Annotated in this window: 15 protein-coding genes; 9 read left to right on the forward strand and 6 right to left on the reverse strand. The window is 69.7% G+C overall.

All coding sequences use genetic code 11. From position 1 onward, the window contains the following. The first annotated feature begins 353 nt into the window (after positions 1-353). The 4 genes from KO481_RS19550 to KO481_RS19565 all read left to right on the forward strand — a co-directional run bounded on the left by KO481_RS19550 (position 354) and on the right by KO481_RS19565 (position 5,027). Positions 354-1,352 (forward strand): undecaprenyl-diphosphate phosphatase, encoded by a 999-nt coding sequence (locus KO481_RS19550; protein ID WP_215918906.1) that lies wholly within the window; start codon positions 354-356, stop codon positions 1,350-1,352. Between the two features lie 7 nt (positions 1,353-1,359). Further along, positions 1,360-2,019: a response regulator gene (locus KO481_RS19555; RefSeq protein WP_215918627.1), complete on the forward strand. Its 660-nt coding sequence runs from the start codon at positions 1,360-1,362 to the stop codon at positions 2,017-2,019. 65 nt (positions 2,020-2,084) lie between these two features. Next, entirely contained in the window at positions 2,085-3,833 is a 1,749-nt protein-coding gene (locus KO481_RS19560) for a serine/threonine-protein kinase (protein ID WP_308166690.1), read from the forward strand. A 39-nt stretch (positions 3,834-3,872) separates the two neighbouring features. Further along, positions 3,873-5,027: a hypothetical protein gene (locus KO481_RS19565; protein ID WP_215918629.1), complete on the forward strand. Its 1,155-nt coding sequence runs from the start codon at positions 3,873-3,875 to the stop codon at positions 5,025-5,027. 17 nt (positions 5,028-5,044) lie between these two features. Here the strand turns inward: KO481_RS19565 and KO481_RS19570 are convergent, their stop codons facing one another. From KO481_RS19570 to KO481_RS19590, 5 genes are all read right to left on the reverse strand, one after another. After that, positions 5,045-6,076: an ATP-dependent 6-phosphofructokinase gene (locus tag KO481_RS19570; protein WP_215918630.1), complete on the reverse strand. Its 1,032-nt coding sequence runs from the start codon at positions 6,074-6,076 to the stop codon at positions 5,045-5,047. Positions 6,077-6,151: 75 nt separating this feature from the next. Next, on the reverse strand, positions 6,152-7,048 hold the full coding sequence (locus KO481_RS19575; protein ID WP_308166691.1) for a serine hydrolase: 897 nt from the start codon (positions 7,046-7,048) through the stop codon (positions 6,152-6,154). Positions 7,049-7,192: 144 nt separating this feature from the next. Further along, entirely contained in the window at positions 7,193-9,727 is a 2,535-nt protein-coding gene (locus KO481_RS43125; RefSeq protein WP_308166692.1) for a serine/threonine-protein kinase, read from the reverse strand. A gap of 72 nt (positions 9,728-9,799) precedes the next feature. Next, positions 9,800-10,453, reverse strand: coding sequence for a response regulator transcription factor (locus KO481_RS19585; RefSeq protein WP_215918910.1), 654 nt, complete (start codon positions 10,451-10,453; stop codon positions 9,800-9,802). 50 nt (positions 10,454-10,503) lie between these two features. After that, positions 10,504-11,868: a sensor histidine kinase gene (locus tag KO481_RS19590; protein ID WP_215918631.1), complete on the reverse strand. Its 1,365-nt coding sequence runs from the start codon at positions 11,866-11,868 to the stop codon at positions 10,504-10,506. A 180-nt stretch (positions 11,869-12,048) separates the two neighbouring features. On the opposite strand from KO481_RS19590, the gene KO481_RS19595 reads away from it, so the two are divergent. From KO481_RS19595 to gatB, 4 genes are all read left to right on the forward strand, one after another. Next, positions 12,049-12,369: a hypothetical protein gene (locus KO481_RS19595; RefSeq protein ID WP_215918632.1), complete on the forward strand. Its 321-nt coding sequence runs from the start codon at positions 12,049-12,051 to the stop codon at positions 12,367-12,369. A gap of 20 nt (positions 12,370-12,389) precedes the next feature. Continuing rightward, positions 12,390-13,190, forward strand: a complete 801-nt coding sequence (locus KO481_RS19600) for an ABC transporter ATP-binding protein (RefSeq protein WP_215918633.1) — start codon at positions 12,390-12,392, stop codon at positions 13,188-13,190. Then, positions 13,187-15,691: an ABC transporter permease gene (locus KO481_RS19605; RefSeq protein ID WP_308166693.1), complete on the forward strand. Its 2,505-nt coding sequence runs from the start codon at positions 13,187-13,189 to the stop codon at positions 15,689-15,691. Before KO481_RS19600 ends, KO481_RS19605 begins: the two co-directional genes overlap by 4 nt. 112 nt (positions 15,692-15,803) lie before the next feature. After that, positions 15,804-17,315: an Asp-tRNA(Asn)/Glu-tRNA(Gln) amidotransferase subunit GatB gene (gene gatB / locus KO481_RS19610; RefSeq protein WP_215918634.1), complete on the forward strand. Its 1,512-nt coding sequence runs from the start codon at positions 15,804-15,806 to the stop codon at positions 17,313-17,315. Positions 17,316-17,418: 103 nt separating this feature from the next. Here gatB and KO481_RS19615 read toward each other — a convergent pair whose 3' ends face one another. Then, positions 17,419-18,549, reverse strand: coding sequence for a PQQ-dependent sugar dehydrogenase (locus KO481_RS19615; RefSeq protein ID WP_215918635.1), 1,131 nt, complete (start codon positions 18,547-18,549; stop codon positions 17,419-17,421). A 156-nt stretch (positions 18,550-18,705) separates the two neighbouring features. On the opposite strand from KO481_RS19615, the gene KO481_RS19620 reads away from it, so the two are divergent. Next, the gene (locus tag KO481_RS19620) at positions 18,706-19,518 is read left to right on the forward strand and encodes a DoxX family protein (protein ID WP_215918636.1); all 813 of its coding nucleotides are present in this window, start codon (positions 18,706-18,708) and stop codon (positions 19,516-19,518) included. The last annotated feature ends 86 nt before the right edge of the window (positions 19,519-19,604 follow it).

Consider the following 19,604-nt stretch of genomic DNA (forward strand, 5'->3'; position numbering starts at 1 on the left):
CTGCGTCGATGTCGACGCGCGCCGACCCCTGGTCTGCCGTGCGTGCTGTTGGCGCTCGGGTCGGTGGAGCGCGCCTGCGCGGCGGGAGGTGAGCGGTCGCGCGCACCGGAGCCCAATGGCCGATGCCGGATCTCCACACTGCGTCGATGTCGACGCGCGCCGACTCCAGGTCCGCCGTGTGTGCTGTTGGCGCTCGGGTCGGTGGAGCGCGCGATGTGTGTCGGGAGGTGATCGGTCGCGCGCACCGGAGCGCGACCGCCGCTGGTCCGACGCGCGTGCCGGTGTGCGTCGTACCGGCTCGCGACCCCGCACCGGAACTGGTGCGGCGCATCGGGCGCACACATGCGAGACTCGTGGCGATGCTCACCTACATCCAAGCCATCGTGATCGGTGCGTTGCAAGGCGTGACCGAGTTGTTCCCCATCTCCAGCCTCGGCCACTCCGTGCTGGTCCCGGCGTGGATCGGCGGCACGTGGGAGAAGCTGGTCACCGACGGCGATGCCAAGAACGGCACGCCGTATCTGGCGTTCGTGGTCGCCCTGCACGTCGCGACGGCGCTGGCCCTGCTCGGGTACTACTGGCGCGATTGGCGCGACATCATCATCGGATTCGTCCAGACGCTGCGTACCCGCCGCATCGAGACCTCCGCGCAGCGGCTGGCATGGCTCATCGTCGTCGCCACCATTCCCGTCGGCCTGCTGGGCCTGGCGCTGGAACATCCGCTGCGCACCCTGTTCGCCACACCCATCTACGCGAGCATCTTCCTCATGCTCAACGGCGTGGTGCTGATCGTGGGCGAGGGCATGAAGCGGCGCAATGCGCCGTCGCTGGCCGAATACGGGCGCCGGTTCGCCGAGGCGGAGGATCGGGCCGCGCGCCGGCACGGCGACTACGACGAGTACGACGAGTACGACGGCTACGACGAGTACGACGACGTCCACGAGGAGACCCACCTGGCCTCGGACGAGCGGCTCGCGGCCCTGAGCGTGAAGGACGCGCTCGGCATCGGCCTGGCCCAGTCCGGCGCGCTGCTGGCCGGATTCAGCCGCTCGGGTCTGACGATGGTCGGCGGGCTGATGCGCGGCCTGGATCACGAGGACACCGCGAAGTTCGCCTTCCTGCTCGCCACCCCGGTCATTCTGGCCGCGGGTGTGCTGAAGATGCCGGAGCTGTTGGGGCATCAGGGCGACGGTATCCGCGGGCAGGCGCTGGTCGGTGCGATCGTCGCCGGTGCGGCCGCCTGGCTGGCGGTGCGATTCCTGGAGCGGTTCTTCAAGACTCGCACCATGCTGCCGTTCGCGGTGTACTGCCTGATCGCGGGGCTGTTGTCGGTCATCAAGTTTGCCGTGTGAGGCGGACGTGCCCATCACCGTCTTGATCGCCGACGACCAGGCGATGGTCCGGCAGGGCTTCGGGGCGCTGCTGGCCGCTCAGTCCGATATCAGCGTCGTCGGGGACGCGCCCAACGGCCGGGTCGCGGTCACCGAGGCCAAGCGGCTGCGCCCCGATGTGGTGCTGATGGACGTGCGTATGCCGGAGATGAACGGCCTGGACGCCGCCCGGGCCATCCTCGCGGCCGGATTCGACCCGCCCGTGCGGGTGCTGATGCTCACCACCTTCGACATCGACGACTACGTCTACGAGGCATTGAGTCTGGGCGCCAGCGGATTCCTGCTCAAGGACGCTCCCGCCGACGAATTGGTCCGGGCGGTGCGGGTCGTGTCCGAGGGGCAGGCGCTGCTGGCCCCGACCGTCACTCGCAGGCTCATCGCCGATGTCACCCGCCGCCGTGCCCGGCCCAAGCCGTCCCCGGCTCTGGACTCGCTCACCCCGCGCGAACGTGAGGTGCTCGAGCTCATCGCGCGGGGGATGTCCAACGCCGAGATCGCCAAGGCCCTATTCGTCGCCGAGCAGACCGTGAAAACCCATGTATCGAAGGTGTTTTCGAAGCTGGATCTGCGCGACCGCGCGCAGGCGGTGGTGCTGGCCTACGAATCGGGCCTGGTGACGCCGGGCTGAGCAGGTCGGGTTCGAGTAGGATCGCGTGACGCGATGAGCCACCGCTGGAAGGGGATCGTGAGTTGTTGCGCAGCGGTGACGTGTTCGCCGGTTTCACGATCGAGCACCTGGTCGGGCAGGGCGGCATGGGGTCGGTCTACCTGGCGCGCCATCCGCGGCTACAGCGACAGACCGCGCTGAAACTGCTGAACCGGGAACTGTTCGCCGATAAGGAGATCCGCGCCCGCTTCGAACGCGAGGCCAATCTGGTCGCCCAGCTCGATCATCCGAACATCGTGGAGGTCTACGACCGCGGGATCGAGGACGAACAGCTGTGGATCAGCATGCAGTACGTCGACGGTGTCGATGCGGCCACGGTGAATCCGCTGACGCTGCCGCCGGCGCGGGCGGTCCAGATCATCGAGGGTGTCGCGGCCGCATTGGATTACGCGCACGGCAACGGGGTGCTGCACCGGGATGTGAAGCCCGCCAACATTCTGCTGGGTCGCGCCGTAGGTGGTAAGGGGGAGCGGGTCTACCTCACCGACTTCGGCATCGCGCGGCTGCGGGAGGACTCCACCCATCTCACCCAGGACGGGATGTTCACCGCCACACTGGCCTACGCCTCGCCGGAGCAGATGACCGGTTCGCCGCTGGACAATCGCTCGGACCAGTATGCGCTGGGTTGTGCGCTGTACTGGCTGCTGTGTGGAGCGGGGCCCTTCGATTCGGAGGATGCCAACGAGCTCATCCACGGCCATCTGCAACTGCCGGTGCCGCCGATCAGCGCGCGGCGCGCGGGACTGAATCCGGCGATGGATCTCGTGCTGGCCCGGTCGATGGCCAAGCGGGCGGCGGACCGATTCGCCACCTGCTCGGACTTCGCGGCCGCGGCGAAACACGCACTGACGGCACCGAAACCGGCGGCGCTGCCCGTGCCCGCCGGGGGATACCCGGGGATGCCCGTGGGCCCGGCCGCGCCGCAGAGTGCGCCGCCGCTGGCGCCGGGCGCCCCGCTCAACGGTCACGTGAATCCGGCCGCACCGCCGTTGCTACCTCCGAGTCCCACCGGATTTCCGCCGAATTCGGTGCTGCTGCAACGCCATCGAAGACGATCCTCGAATGCGGTGCTGTGGGCGGTAATCGGCGTGGTGGCAGTGCTGGTCGTGGTCGTCGCGGGAATCTTCATCCTGTCGGATGGCTCGCCGCACCGGTCTACGGGCGTGAATCCCGGTCTGCGGCAGACCGGTCCGGCCACCGATACCGCCCGGCCGACGGGTGGCGCGCCACCCTCGGCAACGTCCGCCCCCGGCCACCAGCCGGATCCGGTCGCCGCGATTGCGCGGAACTTCCCGACGCTGCTGCCGCAGGGAGATTCGGGTTCCGGCGACGCCTATCAGGGCCGGGTCGCCTGCGAGCGCAGCGCACAGGGCCAACCCGGAAAGGTGCTACAGACCGCCGGCCAGACCCGGCGCAGTGATCCACTGGCCCAGGCGAATTGGCTCGGCGCGTGGGAATGCACCTCGCGCCGGACCTCGCTCGGCTACGCGATCGTGGTGTTCGATACCGCCGCGAACGCCCGGGCCGCGCTGGCCGCGGTGCCGCCGAACACCACCGCGTCCGGTAGCAAGGGCGACAGCAGCTACAGCCAGCGCAGCTGGGCCGAGTCCGACGACGAGCACACCGAGACCGCCGAGATGGTGGTGAGCTTCGACTCCGATCCGGCCCGCGCCACCGCGGTGCTGTACGCCTTCGACAGTGGCTCAGCGGAGCCGGGCTCGGACACCCCGCCGCACGAGGTGCTGGCGCAGTGGTGGGACAAGACCCCGCTGTAACACCGGAATCCCGATCGTCCACCGCCGCAGGGGCGCCGTGTGACAGTGTGGACACTGATGATCGGCGCACAGGGTATGAGGATGCGGTGGCGGCCGGAGGCGGGGCGGCTGGTGACGTTGATGGCGGTGGCCTTCGGGCTCACCGTCGTGATCACCCGGCTGTACCTGATGGCCTCGGGATATCCGAAGATCGGCGGGGGCACCTATCACATCGCCCACGCCCTGTTCGGCGGCCTGCTGCTGGTGATCTCGGTCCTGCTGCTGCTGATGTCCTCGGGCCGGCGGGCGATGATCTGGGCGGCGCTGCTGTCCGGCGTCGGGCTGGGTCTGTTCATCGACGAGGTGGGCAAGTTCATCACCGCCAACAACAACTATTTCTTCCCGCTGGCCGCGCCGATCATCTATCTGGCGTTCCTGCTGACCGTCGCGGTCGCGCGGACCTCGGCGCACCGCACGGCCCGCTCACCGGAGCAGGCGCTGGGCGCGGTCACCCAGGAGGTGGGCCAGTTCGTCGGCACCCGCCTGACCTCCCAGCGCCGCGAGCTGCTGCTGGCCGAGCTGCGTGCGGTGGACATCGAGGGGTGCGGTCCGCAGCAGCGCGAACTCCACGCGGCGCTGACCAACTACGTGCGGGCGGTGTCCTGTGATGTCGCGCCGACTGTCGGCGGGCGCCTGGCTCGCCTCGGTGTCCGGTTCGAGAACCGCTTCCTGCCGCTGCCCGCGCTGCGCGTCGTGCTGATCGCGGTGCTGATCGTGCACGCGATCTGGTCGCTGCTGCGCTTGATCCTGGCGGGTGTCGTGATCGCCGGATGGCATTCGCGCTGGCCGCAGCTGAACCACCTGCTCGACGTCACCCAGGGCCACGGCTGGAAGTCGATGGTGGGGCTGTCGATCGCCGCCGTGGCCGAGGCCGCGGTGGGCATCGGCTGCGCGGCCGCCGCGGTGGCGTGGCTGCGCGGGCACGAGGAGATCGCACTGCGGCTCGGTATCTGGTCGGATGTCGTCTCGCTGACCGTCGTCAACGTGCTGGCCAGTTACTTCAGCCAGTTCCTCACGGTGTTCACCGCGATCGCGGAGGCGGTGCTGCTGTGGGCGCTGGTGCGGTACCGCAGCCGCCGGATGGAGCAGGCCGGCTCGACGGACGCGGGACCGGCTGGTGCAGTGCCGGCGCCGTCCGGCGTGGCGACGCCGTAGCGATCGGCCGATACGGCTCAGCCGAAGAAGGCGGCCGCTTCCTGATACCTGTTGGTGGGCACCAGCTTCAGCTGTTTGGTGGCCTCCGACAGCGGCACCAGGTTGATGTCGTTGCCATGCAGCGCCACCATCTGCCCGAACTGGCCGTCGTGCACGGCCTCGGTGGCGTGCACGCCGAAACGGGTCGCCAGCACCCGGTCGTAGGCGGTCGGGGTGCCGCCGCGCTGCACGTGCCCGAGCACGGTGGTACGCACCTCCTTGCCGATGCGGCGCTCGATCTCCACGCCCAGCTGGTGCGCCACCCCGGTGAACCGCTCGTGCCCGTATTCGTCGATGCCGCCCTGCCGCAGCGCGAAGGATCCCTCGGCGGGCTTCGCGCCCTCGGCAACGACGCAGATGAAGTGTGAATCCCCGCGCTGGAAGCGGCGTTTGATCAGCGTGCACACCTCGTCGACATCGAAGGGCACCTCGGGCACCAGCGTCAGGTGGGCGCCGGAGGCGATGCCGGCGTTCATCGCGATCCAGCCCGCGTGCCGTCCCATGATCTCCACCAGCATGACGCGCTGATGCGATTCGGCGGTGGTGTGCAACCGGTCGATGGCGTCGGTGGCGATGGTGACGGCGGTGTCGTGCCCGAACGTGGTGTCGGTGCAGTCGATGTCGTTGTCGATGGTCTTGGGCACCCCGACGACCGGTACGCCCTCATCGGCGAGCCAGCTGGCCGCGGTCAGGGTGCCCTCGCCGCCGATCGGGATGAGCGCGTCGATGCCGTTGTCGTCCAGGGTCTGCCTGATCCGGCCGAGTCCCTCGCGCAGGACGTCCGGATTGGTGCGCGCCGTGCCGAGCATGGTGCCGCCCTTGGTGAGCAGGCGGTCGGTGCGGTCGTCGTTGAGGATCTGGATCTTGCGATCCTCCAGTAGGCCGCGCCACCCGTCCTGGAAGCCGACGATCGCGTCGCCGTACCGGCCGTTCGCGGTGCGGACGACGGCTCGGATGACCGCGTTCAGTCCTGGGCAGTCTCCGCCTCCGGTCAAGACTCCGATGCGCATGCCGCCCATCATGCCGTCATTGCCGTGACGGCGAGGATTCGGGTCCGTGAACAGTCGGTGCCGGGCCCTGTGGGCTCAATGTCCCGTTTGGCATTTCCCGGCCGGCAGGTCGCCCAGATGCTTGACGATCAGGGGCGCGATCTTGGTCAGCATCGCCTCGCCGTCGTCGAGGCCGCCCGAGTTCGCCTGCGCGGCAACGGCGACCGCCATCTGACCGTTGGGTGTCTGGACCAGCCCGAGCTGGCGGACCAGATAGTTGCCCGCCTGATCGGGACCCCATCCGCCCTTGTAGGACGCGTTGTCGACATGGCCCAGGCCCCACTGCTGGCTGGACACCACCTTGCCCATCAGATCGGTCACCGTGCCGGCGTTGGGCAGGCAGGGCAGGCGCGAGGCGAACCGCACCTGATCGGTGAGGGCCCAGGTGGCCTGGCCGAAGGCCGAGTAGTCCGATCGTGCGCGGTTCGCGGGCACCTGGGTGGTGGTATCGCCGCCCTGGCGCAGAATCGCAGCGATCTGCGCGGCGGCCTGATCGGGCGTGCCGAGGGACTGCCACAGCTGATCGGCGGCGCTGTTGTCGGATTCGGTGATCGCCGCGGAGAGCTCGTAGCTGGGCGTGTTGCTGTCGCTGTGCAGCGTCGCGAGGGCCAGCGGAATCTTCATCGTCGACCAGGCCGGGCCGGTCTTCCAGTCGCCCATGGTCGCTACGACATTGCCGCCCACGGCCATGATCGCCATCCCGGCGTGGCCGCCCAGCGTCGGCAGCAGCGTGGCGAAGTCGGCGGCCAGCGTGCCCGGCATCGCGACGACCGCGCCCGGGGCCGCGTTGACGGGCCGCGACAACACCCCCGCCGTGTCGTCCTCCGGAGGCTTGGCCGAACATCCCACGCAGGCCGCGACGGTCAGGGCGAGCCCGCACACCGCCGCGATGAGGCGTCCGCCGCGCCTGCCCAGCGTTCCCGCTACGTACACCCGGCTATCCTCCAGCTTTCGCGCGGTGGCTCGTGCACGGGCCACCGGTTGGTCGAGGAATTCTGTGCCGTCGTGGTCCTGCGGTCAACCGGAACGACCGAAGTGTCCTATTTGTGACGAACGCCGAGCCACTTCCGGCGGTGCTCAGTACAGGTACACCATCGCGCCGTCGCCGCCGGTGCAGGTGATCAGCCGACCGGTCGCCGTGCAGCTCAGCGTGTATGACTTCCCGGTGGCAGGACTGACAGCGACCACCGACGACGGCGTGGCGGTACCGGAGTCGGAGGACTCGGCCGCATAGGCCTTGCGAACCGCCTCGGCGAATCCGCAGGTCGTTCCCGAGCCCACGGCCGACTTGGTATACGGGGTCTCCGTGGACGAGGTGGATCGGCAGACGGTTGCCCCAGCCGGCGGGGTCTTGCGGGCGGCGCTGGTGGTGGTGTCCGCGGCCGAGGTCACCGGCGCGCCGGCGGGGCCGGTGGTCGCGACGACCGGTGCGGCGGTGGAGACGTTGGCGGCGCCGGTGGTGGTGCTGCCGCCGGGCTTGCCCAGCACCTGCCATCCGATCACCGCCGCGCCTACGGCCACGGCGATGCCGAGGACGCTGAGTACGACCGGCAGCGCCACCGAGCGCTTGGCCGGCGGCTTCTTGTCCTCGGCCGTGCCGTATTCGCCCTCCGCGTACTCGTATTCGCCCTCGGCGCCGGCGTATTCGCCCTCGGCGTACTCGTATCCGCCCTCCGCGGAGCCGTATTCGTGCTGGGTGTATCCGTATTCGCCCGCGGCGCCGTGGTACTCGCCTTCGGCGTAGGCATATTCGCCCTCGGCGGCGTATTCGGCCTCCGAATAGCCGTACTCGCCTGCGCCGGAGGCATGTTCGTACCCGGCGTGGTCATAGCCCTCGGCCGAGTTGTAGGCGCGCGCCGAATGCGGCTCCTCCTGATACTCGTTCAGGGGGTATCCGCCGTGCTCGTACCGGCCGTGCTCCTCGCCCCGGTCGTATTCGCCGTAGGCGTCCGGTTCGACGCGCATGTAGGTGGTCTCGTCGCCGGATTCGGACCGGTAGGCGTCGTTTCGCCCGGGGCCGGCAGTGCCCGGCGACGGAAGCAGTTCGGTCCGCGGTGACGTGTCGCGCGGTTTACGCTGCGGCAGGGCCGGCGACTGCGTCGGCAGATCGAGTCCCTGCGTCGACGGATTCTGCTCGGACGCGGGCAGATTCAGCCCCTGCACCGGCATCTTCGTCGTCTGCGGGGATATGCCGGGGGCCGGCGTGACCGCCTGGGGCGTCGATGCTGCCTGATCCCGCGCGGTTTCCCGCGTCGGCAGGGGGGTGAACTGAAATTCCTCGCGACGCACCTGCGTCGCGTCCGTGGGCGTGATCACCGGCAGATCGTTGCCGGTGTCCCGGTCCTCCGGGGAGGGCGGTGCGATGATCCGTAGCGAGCCGGTGGTGGTGTAGCTGCGCTGTACGGCGGCGTCCGGAGTGTCGTCGGAGGATTCCGTGGACGGCACCGGTCCCCGGGGCATGGCACCGGCCGGCGAATCGGTCGTCGATGCGGGTGTGCCCCGGTAGTTCCGCTCGCCGCCAGGTGACGGAGCACCGGAACGCATGACCGTCGTCGGGGAGCCGGGCATCGGATCGGCGGACCGCGGCTGTTCCGGCGGCGCTTCCCCGCGCGGCTGGAACTGGGCCGCGATTGTCGGGCCCTGCGGCCCGAACGGCTGGAATGTCGTGGTCTCGGGCACCGGCGGCGGCGCACCCGGTCCGGGCGCGAGCCGGGACGGCGCCGGGGCCTCGTGCTCCGGCTTGGGCACGTATTCCCGTGCGGTGGGCTCGGATCCGGCGGTCAGACCCACCGCCGCCCGCGCGGCGCCCGCGAATTCCCCGGTGCTGGCGAAGCGATCGGCGGGCGATTTGGACATGGCGTGCGCGATCACCGCGTCCAGCGCCTCCGGGATGTCCGGCCGGTACAGGCTGGGCCGCGGGGGCGGATCGGACAGATGCGATCGGATCAGCGTGCTGACGTTCTGCACCGCGAAGGGCGTTGCGCCGGTTAGGCATTCGAACAGCACACAGGCCAGCGAGTAGGTGTCCGCGCGCCCGGTGATCGGGCCGGAGTCGAAGCGCTCGGGGGCCATGTAGGTGTACGAACCGGCGGTGATGCCCACCATGGTGGTTGAGCTGTCGCCCTCGCTGCGGGCGATGCCGAAATCGGTCAGAAATGCGAAATCGGTCGGCGTGACAAGGACATTGGCGGGTTTCACGTCGCGATGCACCAGCCCGGCGGCGTGCGCGGCGTCCAGGGCGGCGCCCACCTGCGCGACGATGTGCACGGCGCGTTCGGGATCCATCGCGCCCTGGCGGCGCAGCAGCGCGCGCAGATCGTCTCCCCGGATGAGGCGCATGTCGAGATAGAGCGTGCCCTCGATCTCGCCCGAACGATTGATCGGGACGATGTGCGGATCGGCGATGCGCGTCGCGGCATGGGATTCGCGGCGGAATCGCTCGCGGTAGGTCGGATCCTGCGCCAGCTCCGCGGGCAGCAACTTCAGGGCAACCACGCGATCGTTGTGCGTGTCGTACGCCTCGTAGACCTCGCCCATGCCGCCGCGGCCGATGAGTGAGCGCAGCTCGTACGGGCCGAATCTGCTCCCGGCTCGTGATCGCGTCGCGTTCACCCGTGAAACCTCCACTCCCTGGGCAGGGTGTGACACCGGTGCCCGGCTGCCGCACCGGGATTGCCTGCCCCTCTATCGAGACGATTCTCCGGGTGTTACCACGCCGTGGTCAAACGCGAAGACGATCGCCGCCGCCCGGTCGCGTAACCCGAGCTTGCCGAAAATGTGCCCTACGTGGCTCTTTACGGTCACCTCGGAGATACCCAGCTCCGCGGCGATCTCGGTGTTGACCCGCCCGCGGCCGATCCGCTGCAGCACCTCGAGTTCGCGCGCGGTCAGCTCGTCCAGGCGGCTGCGGCCGCCCGCGGGGGTCGGGCGGACCGTTCGGTAGGCCGACAGCACCCGTCCGGTGACCGACGGATCGAGCCACGAGCCGCCGTCGGCGACGGTGCGCACCGCGCGGATCAGATCCTCGGCGGGGGAGTCCTTCAGGATGAACCCCGCCGCGCCCGCCCGCAGTGCGCCAGAAAGTAGCTGATCGTCGTCGAAAGTGGTCAGCACGAGCACCGGGGGCGCGCCGGCGCGGGCCCGCAGGGCGCGGGTGGCGTCGATTCCGCCGAGGCGTTTCATCCGCAGATCCATCAGCACCACATCGGCGGGCTGGGCGGCCAGCGCCGCGGGCACCTCGTCGCCGTCGGCGCACTCGGTGACATGGAATCCGTCGCGCCGGCGCAGGATTCGGCGCAGGCCGCCGCGGACCAGTTCCTGATCGTCGACCACCAGCACGATGACGACGTCGTCCCCGGTCTCCTCGGCGTTCGTCGGGGTAGCCGGGATCACATGCCCTCCTGGAGCTTTCGAGTAACGGTGCTGAATGCCTCGCGCACGATGCGCAGTGGGGCGTCCGGTGCGGGGCTTCCGCACGGCAGAACCGGGCGGGCGGCGGCGATCGGGAATCCGGCGCGCACCTCCCACCCGCCCCGGTTCGGTCCCGCGCTGAGGGTGCCGCCGATGAGAGTGGCGCGCTGGCGCATTCCCGGCAGACCCATACCCCGCCCGCGGCGCACCGGCGCGGGGTCGTCGATCGTATTGGTCACCAGGGCGGTGACCTCGCTGTCGGTCACCTCGATGCGCAGGGTGGCCGCGGCATCGGGGGCGTGCTTGGCGATGTTGGCGAGGGATTCCTGACTGATCCGGAACAGCGCCAGGCCCGTCGTCGCGGAGACCGCGCGGGTGTCGCCGGCGAGTGAGAAGTCGACGTTCAGCCCGGCGCGGACGAAATCCTCGACCAGATCCTCGATGTCGTCGAGTGTCGGCTCGGGGGTCAGGCTGGATGGGCGCTGGTCGAGCAGGCCCACCGTGTGACGGATATCGGCCATGGCCTGGCGACCCAGACGTTCGGCGTCGGCGAGGGCGTCGATGGCCTCGTCCACGTCGCGGTCGGTCTGCAGGGAGTGCCGGGCCGCGGTCAGGTGCAGCAGCGTGATGCTCAGCGAATGCGCGATCACGTCGTGCACCTCGCGGGCGATGCGGTGACGTTCGGCGTCGGCGGCCTGCGCGGCGCGGATCTCCTGGTTCTCCCGCTCCTGATAGAGATACAGCCGCTGGTACTGCATCATGATGCCGACCAGGGTGCCGAGAATGACGCCGACGATGTAGAAGGGCAGCGCATCGATCGTGTACCCGACCGCCTGGAACAAGACCAGCTCGGCTATCGCGATGCCGGTGAAGGGCAGGCTGATGCGTTTCGGAGCGATCGCCGCGATCTCGCCGGTGATGACGAACAGCACCGAGGGCGAGGCGTCCAGCGGCACGGGTTGCAGCAGGAACAGGCCCTGGGCCACCAGTCCGACCGTGGCCAGTGCCACCGGCCGGGGCAGGGCCCCGAACAGTGTCATCACCGGGAACGCGAAGCTCACCAAGATCATCGCGAGGATCGGGACAGCGGTGGGAAAGTAGTGACTGCGCTGCACCGTGCCGGTGAGCGCGGCCACCGCCGCCCCCAGGTCGGCGACGATGATCACCGCCGGAGGGTAGTCGAACGGCAGCTCCTCCAGGTGCCGCATGAAGGTGCCGTACGGATCGCGGTGGAAGTCGATTACGCGCTGGCGGGCGTGCCGCCAGCCGGTGACCACCTTCCAGGCCGCGTACACCAGCAGCCCGCCGCAGGCCGCGAACACTATGACCCGGATCACCTCCATATGACCAGGCTAGCGACCGCCTACTCCCTGGTACATCGTTCCCGGAGCGGGCGCGCTCTCCTACCGGGGGCGGAGACCGGCGGGGAACAACTCACGCCCTCGGCACGAGGTTTCCGGACCGCGGCGTCCGTAGCGTCGTTGGCACGACACCGACGGCGAAACAGGGAAGGGGTGGGTGCGATGTCATGGACCGATCACCACAGCCGAACCGAGATCCTGCACGAGGTCCTGGCCCGGGCGGCCGTCGACCCGGCGGCTCCGGGCCTGTTCGAGGAACTTCCGGATTGTGAACGATTGTTCGGCGGGCCCGCGGGCGTGCTTGCTGCGCTACGGTACCGCTGGAACAACCATTTACATGCGAAGTTGGATATGGCTCTGCTGCAAGGACAGTCTCCGGCGGAGGCGTATCTCGAACTGGCCGCCGAACAGCCCGCGCTGCGGGCGCTGCTCGACGTCCAGGACGCCCCGCGTCCGCATGAACGGATGGCGCTGGCGAGCTGATTCGGCAAGAAGGGCACTGAATGTTGGAACTGACCGACGTCGTGAAGGAATACCGGGTGGGGCAGCAGCGTGTGCGCGCCCTGGACGGCATCAGCCTGAGTATCGGCGCGGGTGAGTTCGCCTCGATCGTCGGTCCGTCCGGATCGGGAAAATCCACGCTCCTGCATCTGCTGGGCGCGCTGGATTCTCCCGATTCGGGATCGATCCTCTTCCAGGGCGAGGAGATCGGCGGTCTGGGCGACGACCGGCAGTCCGAATTCCGGCGGCACCGAGTCGGTTTCGTGTTCCAGTTCTTCAACCTGCTGCCCACGCTGACCGCATGGGAGAACGTCGCCATCCCGAAGCTGTTGGACGGCACCGGATTACGCAAGGCCAAACCGCGCGCGCTGGAACTGCTCGAGCTCGTCGGCCTGGCCGATCGGGCCGAGCACCGCCCGGCCGAGCTGTCCGGCGGGCAGATGCAGCGGGTCGCGGTGGCGCGGGCGCTGATCATGGATCCGCCGCTGATCCTGGCCGACGAGCCCACCGGAAATCTCGATTCCAAGACCGGCGCGGCGATTCTGGAACTGCTCGGCTCGATCACCGAGGCCGGTAATTCGGTGGTGATGGTGACACACGACATGGGCGCGGCACACTACTGCGATCGGGTTATCACGCTGCGGGACGGGCGAATCGGCTCGATCGTGGCGGGGGAGCATGCCGGACGGACGGCGCACGACCATGCCGGGCCGCACGCGCCCGACGACCTGAGCGCTGACGACGCGCCCGAGCCCGCCGCCGTGCGATCCGGTATCGCCGAGGCGCAGGCGGTTCGTCCGTGACAACGTCCGCATTTTCGCCGCGAGCGGCCTGGGATCGCTTGCGGCTGTTCAATATCGGCGAACTCTTCGTGCACCGCGGGCGCACCCTGATGTCGCTGACCGTGCTGGCGGTATCGGCGACGCTGCTGGTCTCGGTCCTGAGCATCTCCGGATCGGTGACCGGATCGGTCGGCAAGCTGTCCAAGGCGCTGGGCGGCAAGGCCGCGCTCGAGGTCTCGGGCATCACCGACAGCGGATTCGATCAGCAACTGCTGCAGCCGATCCGGGCGTTGCCCGGGGTGGCGGCGGCGGTGCCGATGCTGCGGGCGCCGGTGAGCGCCGATCACACCCTGGTGATCGGCGCGGACGCGACCGTCATGGAGTTGGACAGCTCCCTGAACGGTTCGATCGGCAGTCAAGCGTTCGCGATGCTCGCCGTGCCCAACGGCGTCCTGGTCGGCGCCGCAACGGGTTACACGAAGGGTGAGCAGTTCACCCTCGGCGCGGCGCGGGTCACCGTGGCGGGCGTGCTCGACGACGCGACGTCCCGGCAGGTCAACGACGGGCACATCGTCGTGGCCACATTGCCGATGGCACAGCAGATCATGAATCGCGCCGGCTCGCTGGACTCGATCGAGATCGTGCCCGCCGCCGACGCCGATGTGACACAGCTGCGTTCGGAACTGACGAAGGTGGTGGGCGGGCGCGCCGTCGTCGCCGATCCGGGGCTGCGTGCCGCGCAGGCGGGCGGGGCCATCCAGCTGGTGAGCTACTCGACCGCGATGGCCGCGGTTGCCGCGCTGATCGTCTCGGCCTTCCTGATCTACAACGCGATGAGTATGGCCGTGGCGCAACGACGTCCGGTGCTCTCGATGCTGCGGGCAATCGGCGGGCGGCGGGCGCCGATGGTGCGCGACCTGATCGCCGAGGCGGCGCTGCTGGGGCTGCTCGGCGGTGTAATCGGTTCGGTCGTCGGGGCGTTCGCGGGGCGCTTCGCGATCAATCAGCTTCCCCCGGCGATGGTGGCCTCGGTACAGGCGCGCACCGACTACATGGTGCCGGGATACGCTGTCCCGGTGGCGATCGCCGCCTGCGTGGTCGCCAGCATGGCGGCCGCCGCGAGTGCCGCGCGCCAGGTCTACAAGGTGGAGCCGATCGAGGCCCTGGCGCCGGTCGGGGTGTCCAAATCCGATCTGGTGAGTCCGCTGTTCCGGTGGGCGGCACTGATCATCGGCATCGCGATGCTCGTCGTGGCGGTCTTCGTCGCCGGCGCCGACATCGGCCGGTACGCGATGGCCTCGCTCGCGCTGGCGGTCACCGGAGCACTTCACGTGTGCTTCGCCGCGACCGGGCCGATCGTCCGGGCAACCGCGGCGATCGCCCGGATCTTCGGGGCGCCGGGGGCATTGGGCGCCACCACGGTCGAGCGTGCGCCGCAGCGGGTCTGGGCGACGGTGATGACCGTCATGGTGGGGATCAGCTCGGTCGTAGCGATGGGCGGCGCCTCGCGCAATCTGGTCGACTCGGCGAGTGCGACCTTCGCCGATCTGGCCCGCCGCGACGCCTACATCAGTCCCACCTCGATGGGGCAGTTTCCCACCGGGCCGCTGCTGCCCGCCGATCTGAAGGCGAAAATCGGTGCGCTGCCGGGTGTTTCGGGTATCGGCTCGGCGCAGATGGCCTTCGCCACGCTCGGACGCGGCCAGGTGATGCTGCAGGCGTACGAGCGCGGGGACCCGGTCGGGCTGATCGATGAGCTGAAGCCTGGCGTACCGGATCTGATGGCGTCCGGAGCGGGCATTGTTTTGTCCGGGGATGTGGCCCGATCCCTGGGCGTGCGGGAGGGGGCGGAGGTGGACCTGCCGACTCCGAGTGGCGTGCACCGCGTTCGGGTGCTGCAGGTGGTTCCGTACTTCTCGGCGATCGTGGGAACCGTGCTGCTGGACCTGGACGTGATGCGGCAGTGGTACGACCGGCCCGGGGAGACCATTCTCGGGGTGAGCTTCGCGCCGGGGGTGAACCCGGCCGCCGAAATGGATCTGATCCGCAGGTCACTGCCCGCGGGCCTGCACCTCGACAGCGGCCGCGGCGCGCTCGCCGCGACGACCCGCGGGGTGGAGCAGGGCACGTCGCTGTCCACGTCGATCCTGTGGATCATGGTGCTGGTATCGACCGTGGCGCTGCTCAATACGCTCATGCTCTCGGTACTCGAGCGCCGTCGCGAGCTCGGTGTGCTGCGGGCGATGGGCACCAGCCGCCGCTTCCTGCTGCGTGCGGTCCTGACCGAGGCGGCGGGTATCGGCCTGTGCGGGGCGCTGCTCGGGCTGGCCGTGGGCGGGGCACTCCAGTATCTTGCGGACATCGCGTTCGAACGCGCCATGACCATTCCGGTGGTCTACAGCCCGAGCCCGATGCTGCTGGTCTATGCCACGGCCGCACTGATCCTCGCGCTGGTGGGATCCATACCGCCCGCGGTGCGCGCGGCTCGAATGCCGATCGTCGAGGCGATAGCCGCGGACTGACCGGCAACCCAGGAGGGGAGCCCTCACCCGAGCTCGGGCGGGTGAGGGCTTTCATCCCTCTGGACGGGGGACGGGGGCGAGGAAGTCGGGGGCTGTCCTTAGACTTGTCGGCATGACTGCACCCACGGTGGACTTGATGGACTATGCCGATGTCGTCGACCGGTTCGAGCCGGTGCTGGGCATGGAGGTCCACGTCGAGCTGGGCACGGCGACCAAGATGTTCTGCGGCTGCCCGACGGAGTTCGGCGCGGAGCCGAATACCCAGGTCTGCCCGGTCTGCCTGGGCCTGCCCGGCTCGCTGCCGGTGGTGAACGAGAAGGCGGTCGAGTCGGCGATCCGCATCGGGCTGGCGCTGAACTGCTCGATCGCCCCGTGGGGCCGCTTCGCGCGCAAGAACTACTTCTACCCGGACCAGCCGAAGAACTACCAGATCAGCCAGTACGACGAGCCGATCGCCGTGAACGGCCACCTGGACGTCGTGCTGGACGACGGCTCCACCTTCCGCGTCGAGATCGAGCGCGCCCACATGGAGGAGGACACCGGCAAGTCGCTGCACGTCGGCGGCGCCACCGGCCGCATCCACGGCGCGAGCCACTCGCTGCTGGACTACAACCGCGCCGGTGTGCCGCTGATCGAGATCGTCACCAAGCCGGTCACCGGCGCCGGCGAGCGCGCGCCCGAGGTCGCCCGCGCGTACGTCACCGCGCTGCGCGAGGTCCTGAAATCGCTCGGCGTCTCCGATGTGAAGATGGAGCAGGGCTCGCTGCGCTGCGACGCGAACGTCTCGCTGATGCCCAAGGGCGCAAGCGAATTCGGCACCCGCACCGAAACCAAGAACGTGAACTCACTCAAGAGCGTCGAGGTCGCGGTGCGGTTCGAGATGCGCCGCCAGGCCGCGGTGCTCGCCGCGGGCGGCAGCATCCTCATGGAGACCCGCCACTTCCACGAGACCGACGGCACCACCTCGCCCGGCCGCCCGAAGGAGTCCGCGGAGGACTACCGCTACTTCCCCGAGCCCGACCTGGAGCCGATCGCCCCCGACGCCGCCTGGATCGAGCAGCTGCGCGGCACCATCCCCGAGTACCCGTGGCTGCGCCGCGCCCGCATCCAGGCCGACTGGGGCCTGTCCGACGAGGTGTTCCGCGATCTGATCAACGCCGGCGCCCTGGACCTGATCATCGCCACCGTCGACGCGGGCGCCTCGGTGGACGCCGCGCGCGCCTGGTGGGTCAACTACCTCACCGAGCAGGCCAAGGAGTCCGAGCGGACCCTCGAGGAACTGCCCATCACCCCGCGCCAGGTCGCCGAGGTCGCCGCCCTGGTGGAGGCCAAGACCATCAACAGCAAGGTCGCCAAGCAGGTCGTCGACTTCGTCCTGGCCGGCGAGGGCGAGCCCGGCGCCATCGTCGAGGCCAAGGGCCTGGGCATGGTCTCCGACGACTCGGCCCTGCAGGCCGAGGTCGACAAGGCCCTGGCCGCCAACCCGGACATCGCCGAGAAGATCCGGTCGGGCAAGGTCCAGGCCGCCGGCAAGGTCGTCGGTGACGTCATGAAAGCCACCCGCGGCCAGGCGGATGCGGCGCGCGTGCGCGAGCTGGTGCTTGCCGCCTGCGGCGTGAGCTAGTCGGCCCGGGATGCCCGCCCGGTGCGCGCATCCCGGGCCTTTGACAGAACGACTGCGGCGCACCGGTTCGGAATCGGTGCGCCGCAGTCGTTTTCGGGTTCGGCTAGTCCTTGCTGCCGCTGCTGCCGCCCTTCGGCGGTGGGATGCGGATGATGCGATCGTCGAGGGGGCCCGTGACCGAGGGCTTGTTGGCCGAGCCGACCCATACGTAGCCGTCCGGGGACAGGGATGCGCCGTTCAGTGCGCCGTATTTGTTCTGCGCCACCAGCGTCGGCGGGGTGGTGATCGCGTGGGTGTTCGGGTCGGCGGTCGCGAAGGCCAGGGCCTTGGCGCCGGTCAGCGCGACCGCGACGCCGTCGGCGGCGGCCGCGCAGCCCGAAACTCCCGGCCGGTCCGGCCAGGTCCAGCCGGTGGTCACCGTGCCGTCGGGGGCAATGCGCTGCAGCCGGTCCTGGGTGGCGACGCGGTCGGTGAACCAGATGGTGTCCTTGTGATCCGGGCACACGCCGCCCGCGACGCCGATGCCCGAGGCGATAACCTTCGGCGTCGCGTTGCCCGGCGCCGGGCTGTCGATGGTGAACAGCTTGCCCGCCAGCGAATTCGGGTCGGTGGCCAGCGCCGGGTTGCCGGCATTGCTGGTGATCACCACCATCTGGGTGGGGGAGACGAAGTCGATGGAACCGCGATTACCGGTGGGGCCCTTCGGGATTCCGGTGAGAATCGGCTTCGGCACGCCGCCCGCGCCGATGCGCACGATCCGATTGTCGCTCGGCGTGGTGATGTACGCGTACATCAGCCCGTCCTGCGCATATGTTGGCGACAATGTGACATCGCTGAGTCCGCCGTCGCCCGTGGCGTCGACGTCGAGCCGGGCGACCTCGGCCGGAGCCGGCGGCACCTGACTGGGATCCACCGCGACGACCTTCACGATTCGTCCGGTGACGCGCTCGGGGACCACGGCCTGCTGCCCGTCGGGCATGACGGCGAGCTGGCCGGTCGTATCCAGGCAGGACACCACGACGGCCGGATCAGGGTCGACGCACGGTCCGGCGGGGCGTCGCGCGGCCGAGGGCGGCACGCTGGGCGTGGTGGTCGGCCCCGAACCCTCGGGGATGATCGTCGGCGCGGGAGTGAACGGTTTGGACGCGGAATCGTCGAAGCTGGCGCACCCGGCCAGCAGACCGGCGGTGGCAACCACGCTCACAGCGACACGGCCGGCGACAACCAAACTCATGCCGAAGACGTTACGGAAATACCCACGCGGGCGCTCGCAGGGGGTGACACGGCCCGGTCGCGTGGCGCGGACACGCCGCCTGGACACACCCCGCGGGCCGTCGTGCCGACATAGTCTTCTCGGGTGACCGAGAAGCCGAATGTACGCTCCGGGCCGATGTCACCCGGGCAGCCAGCGGGCAGTCCCTACGACGCGCCCACTGGTGAGTTCCCGTCCCTGAAGACCATCGGCAGGGATGTTCCACGCACCGACGACGAACTCGGCCTCGACCCGGATGTTCCCGCGGCGACCCCCGACTTGCACGGCGCGGCGGCGCGAACCGAAAAGCTGACCAGGCAGGACCCGCCCGCGGGCGATCCGGTCGCGGCCACCTACGCCTTCGCCACGATTCCCCCGGCCCCCACGCCCCCCGACGGCGCGGCTCGGCTGCGTCGCCCGCGCGCCGATGCCCGGCGCGGCACCCAGGATCTGGGCCTGCTGGGGCTGCGCCTGGTCCTGGGCTTGACCTTCCTCTATCACGGCCTGCAGAAGCTGGCGGGCTGGTTCCACGGCCCGGGCCTCGGCGGCACCCGCGACATGCTGGCCCACGGCGGCTGGAAGCACGTCGAGCTGTCCGCGTCGCTGCTCACCGTCTCCGAGGTCGGCGGGGGCATCCTGATCATCCTGGGCTTGGCCACGCCGCTGGCCGCGGGCGCCGTGCTGGCCTCGATCACCGACGCGTGGCTGTGGAAGGAGGGGATGGCCTCCGGATTCCAGTACAAGACAGTGGAACTGGAGTCGATCCTCGCGGGCCTGGCCGCCGTGCTGATCCTTACCGGCCCGGGCCGCCTGTCCTTCGACCGCAACCGCGGCTGGGCCACCCGCCCGATGTTCGGTTCGTTCGCGGTGCTGGTCCTGGCGCTGATCGCGGCCGCCGCGAGCTGGTTCTACCTGCACGGCGGCAATCCGTTCCACGGGATCTCCAGGTAGGGACCTGCCAGGACGGCTACTGCGGTTCGCCGGTGGACCCGATCCGGCCGGACAGACGCCGAAGGCCGGGGACTCGTCGCGAGTCC

The organism is Nocardia albiluteola (assembly GCF_018860155.1).
In the GTDB taxonomy this organism is placed as follows: Bacteria; Actinomycetota; Actinomycetes; order Mycobacteriales; family Mycobacteriaceae; genus Nocardia; species Nocardia albiluteola.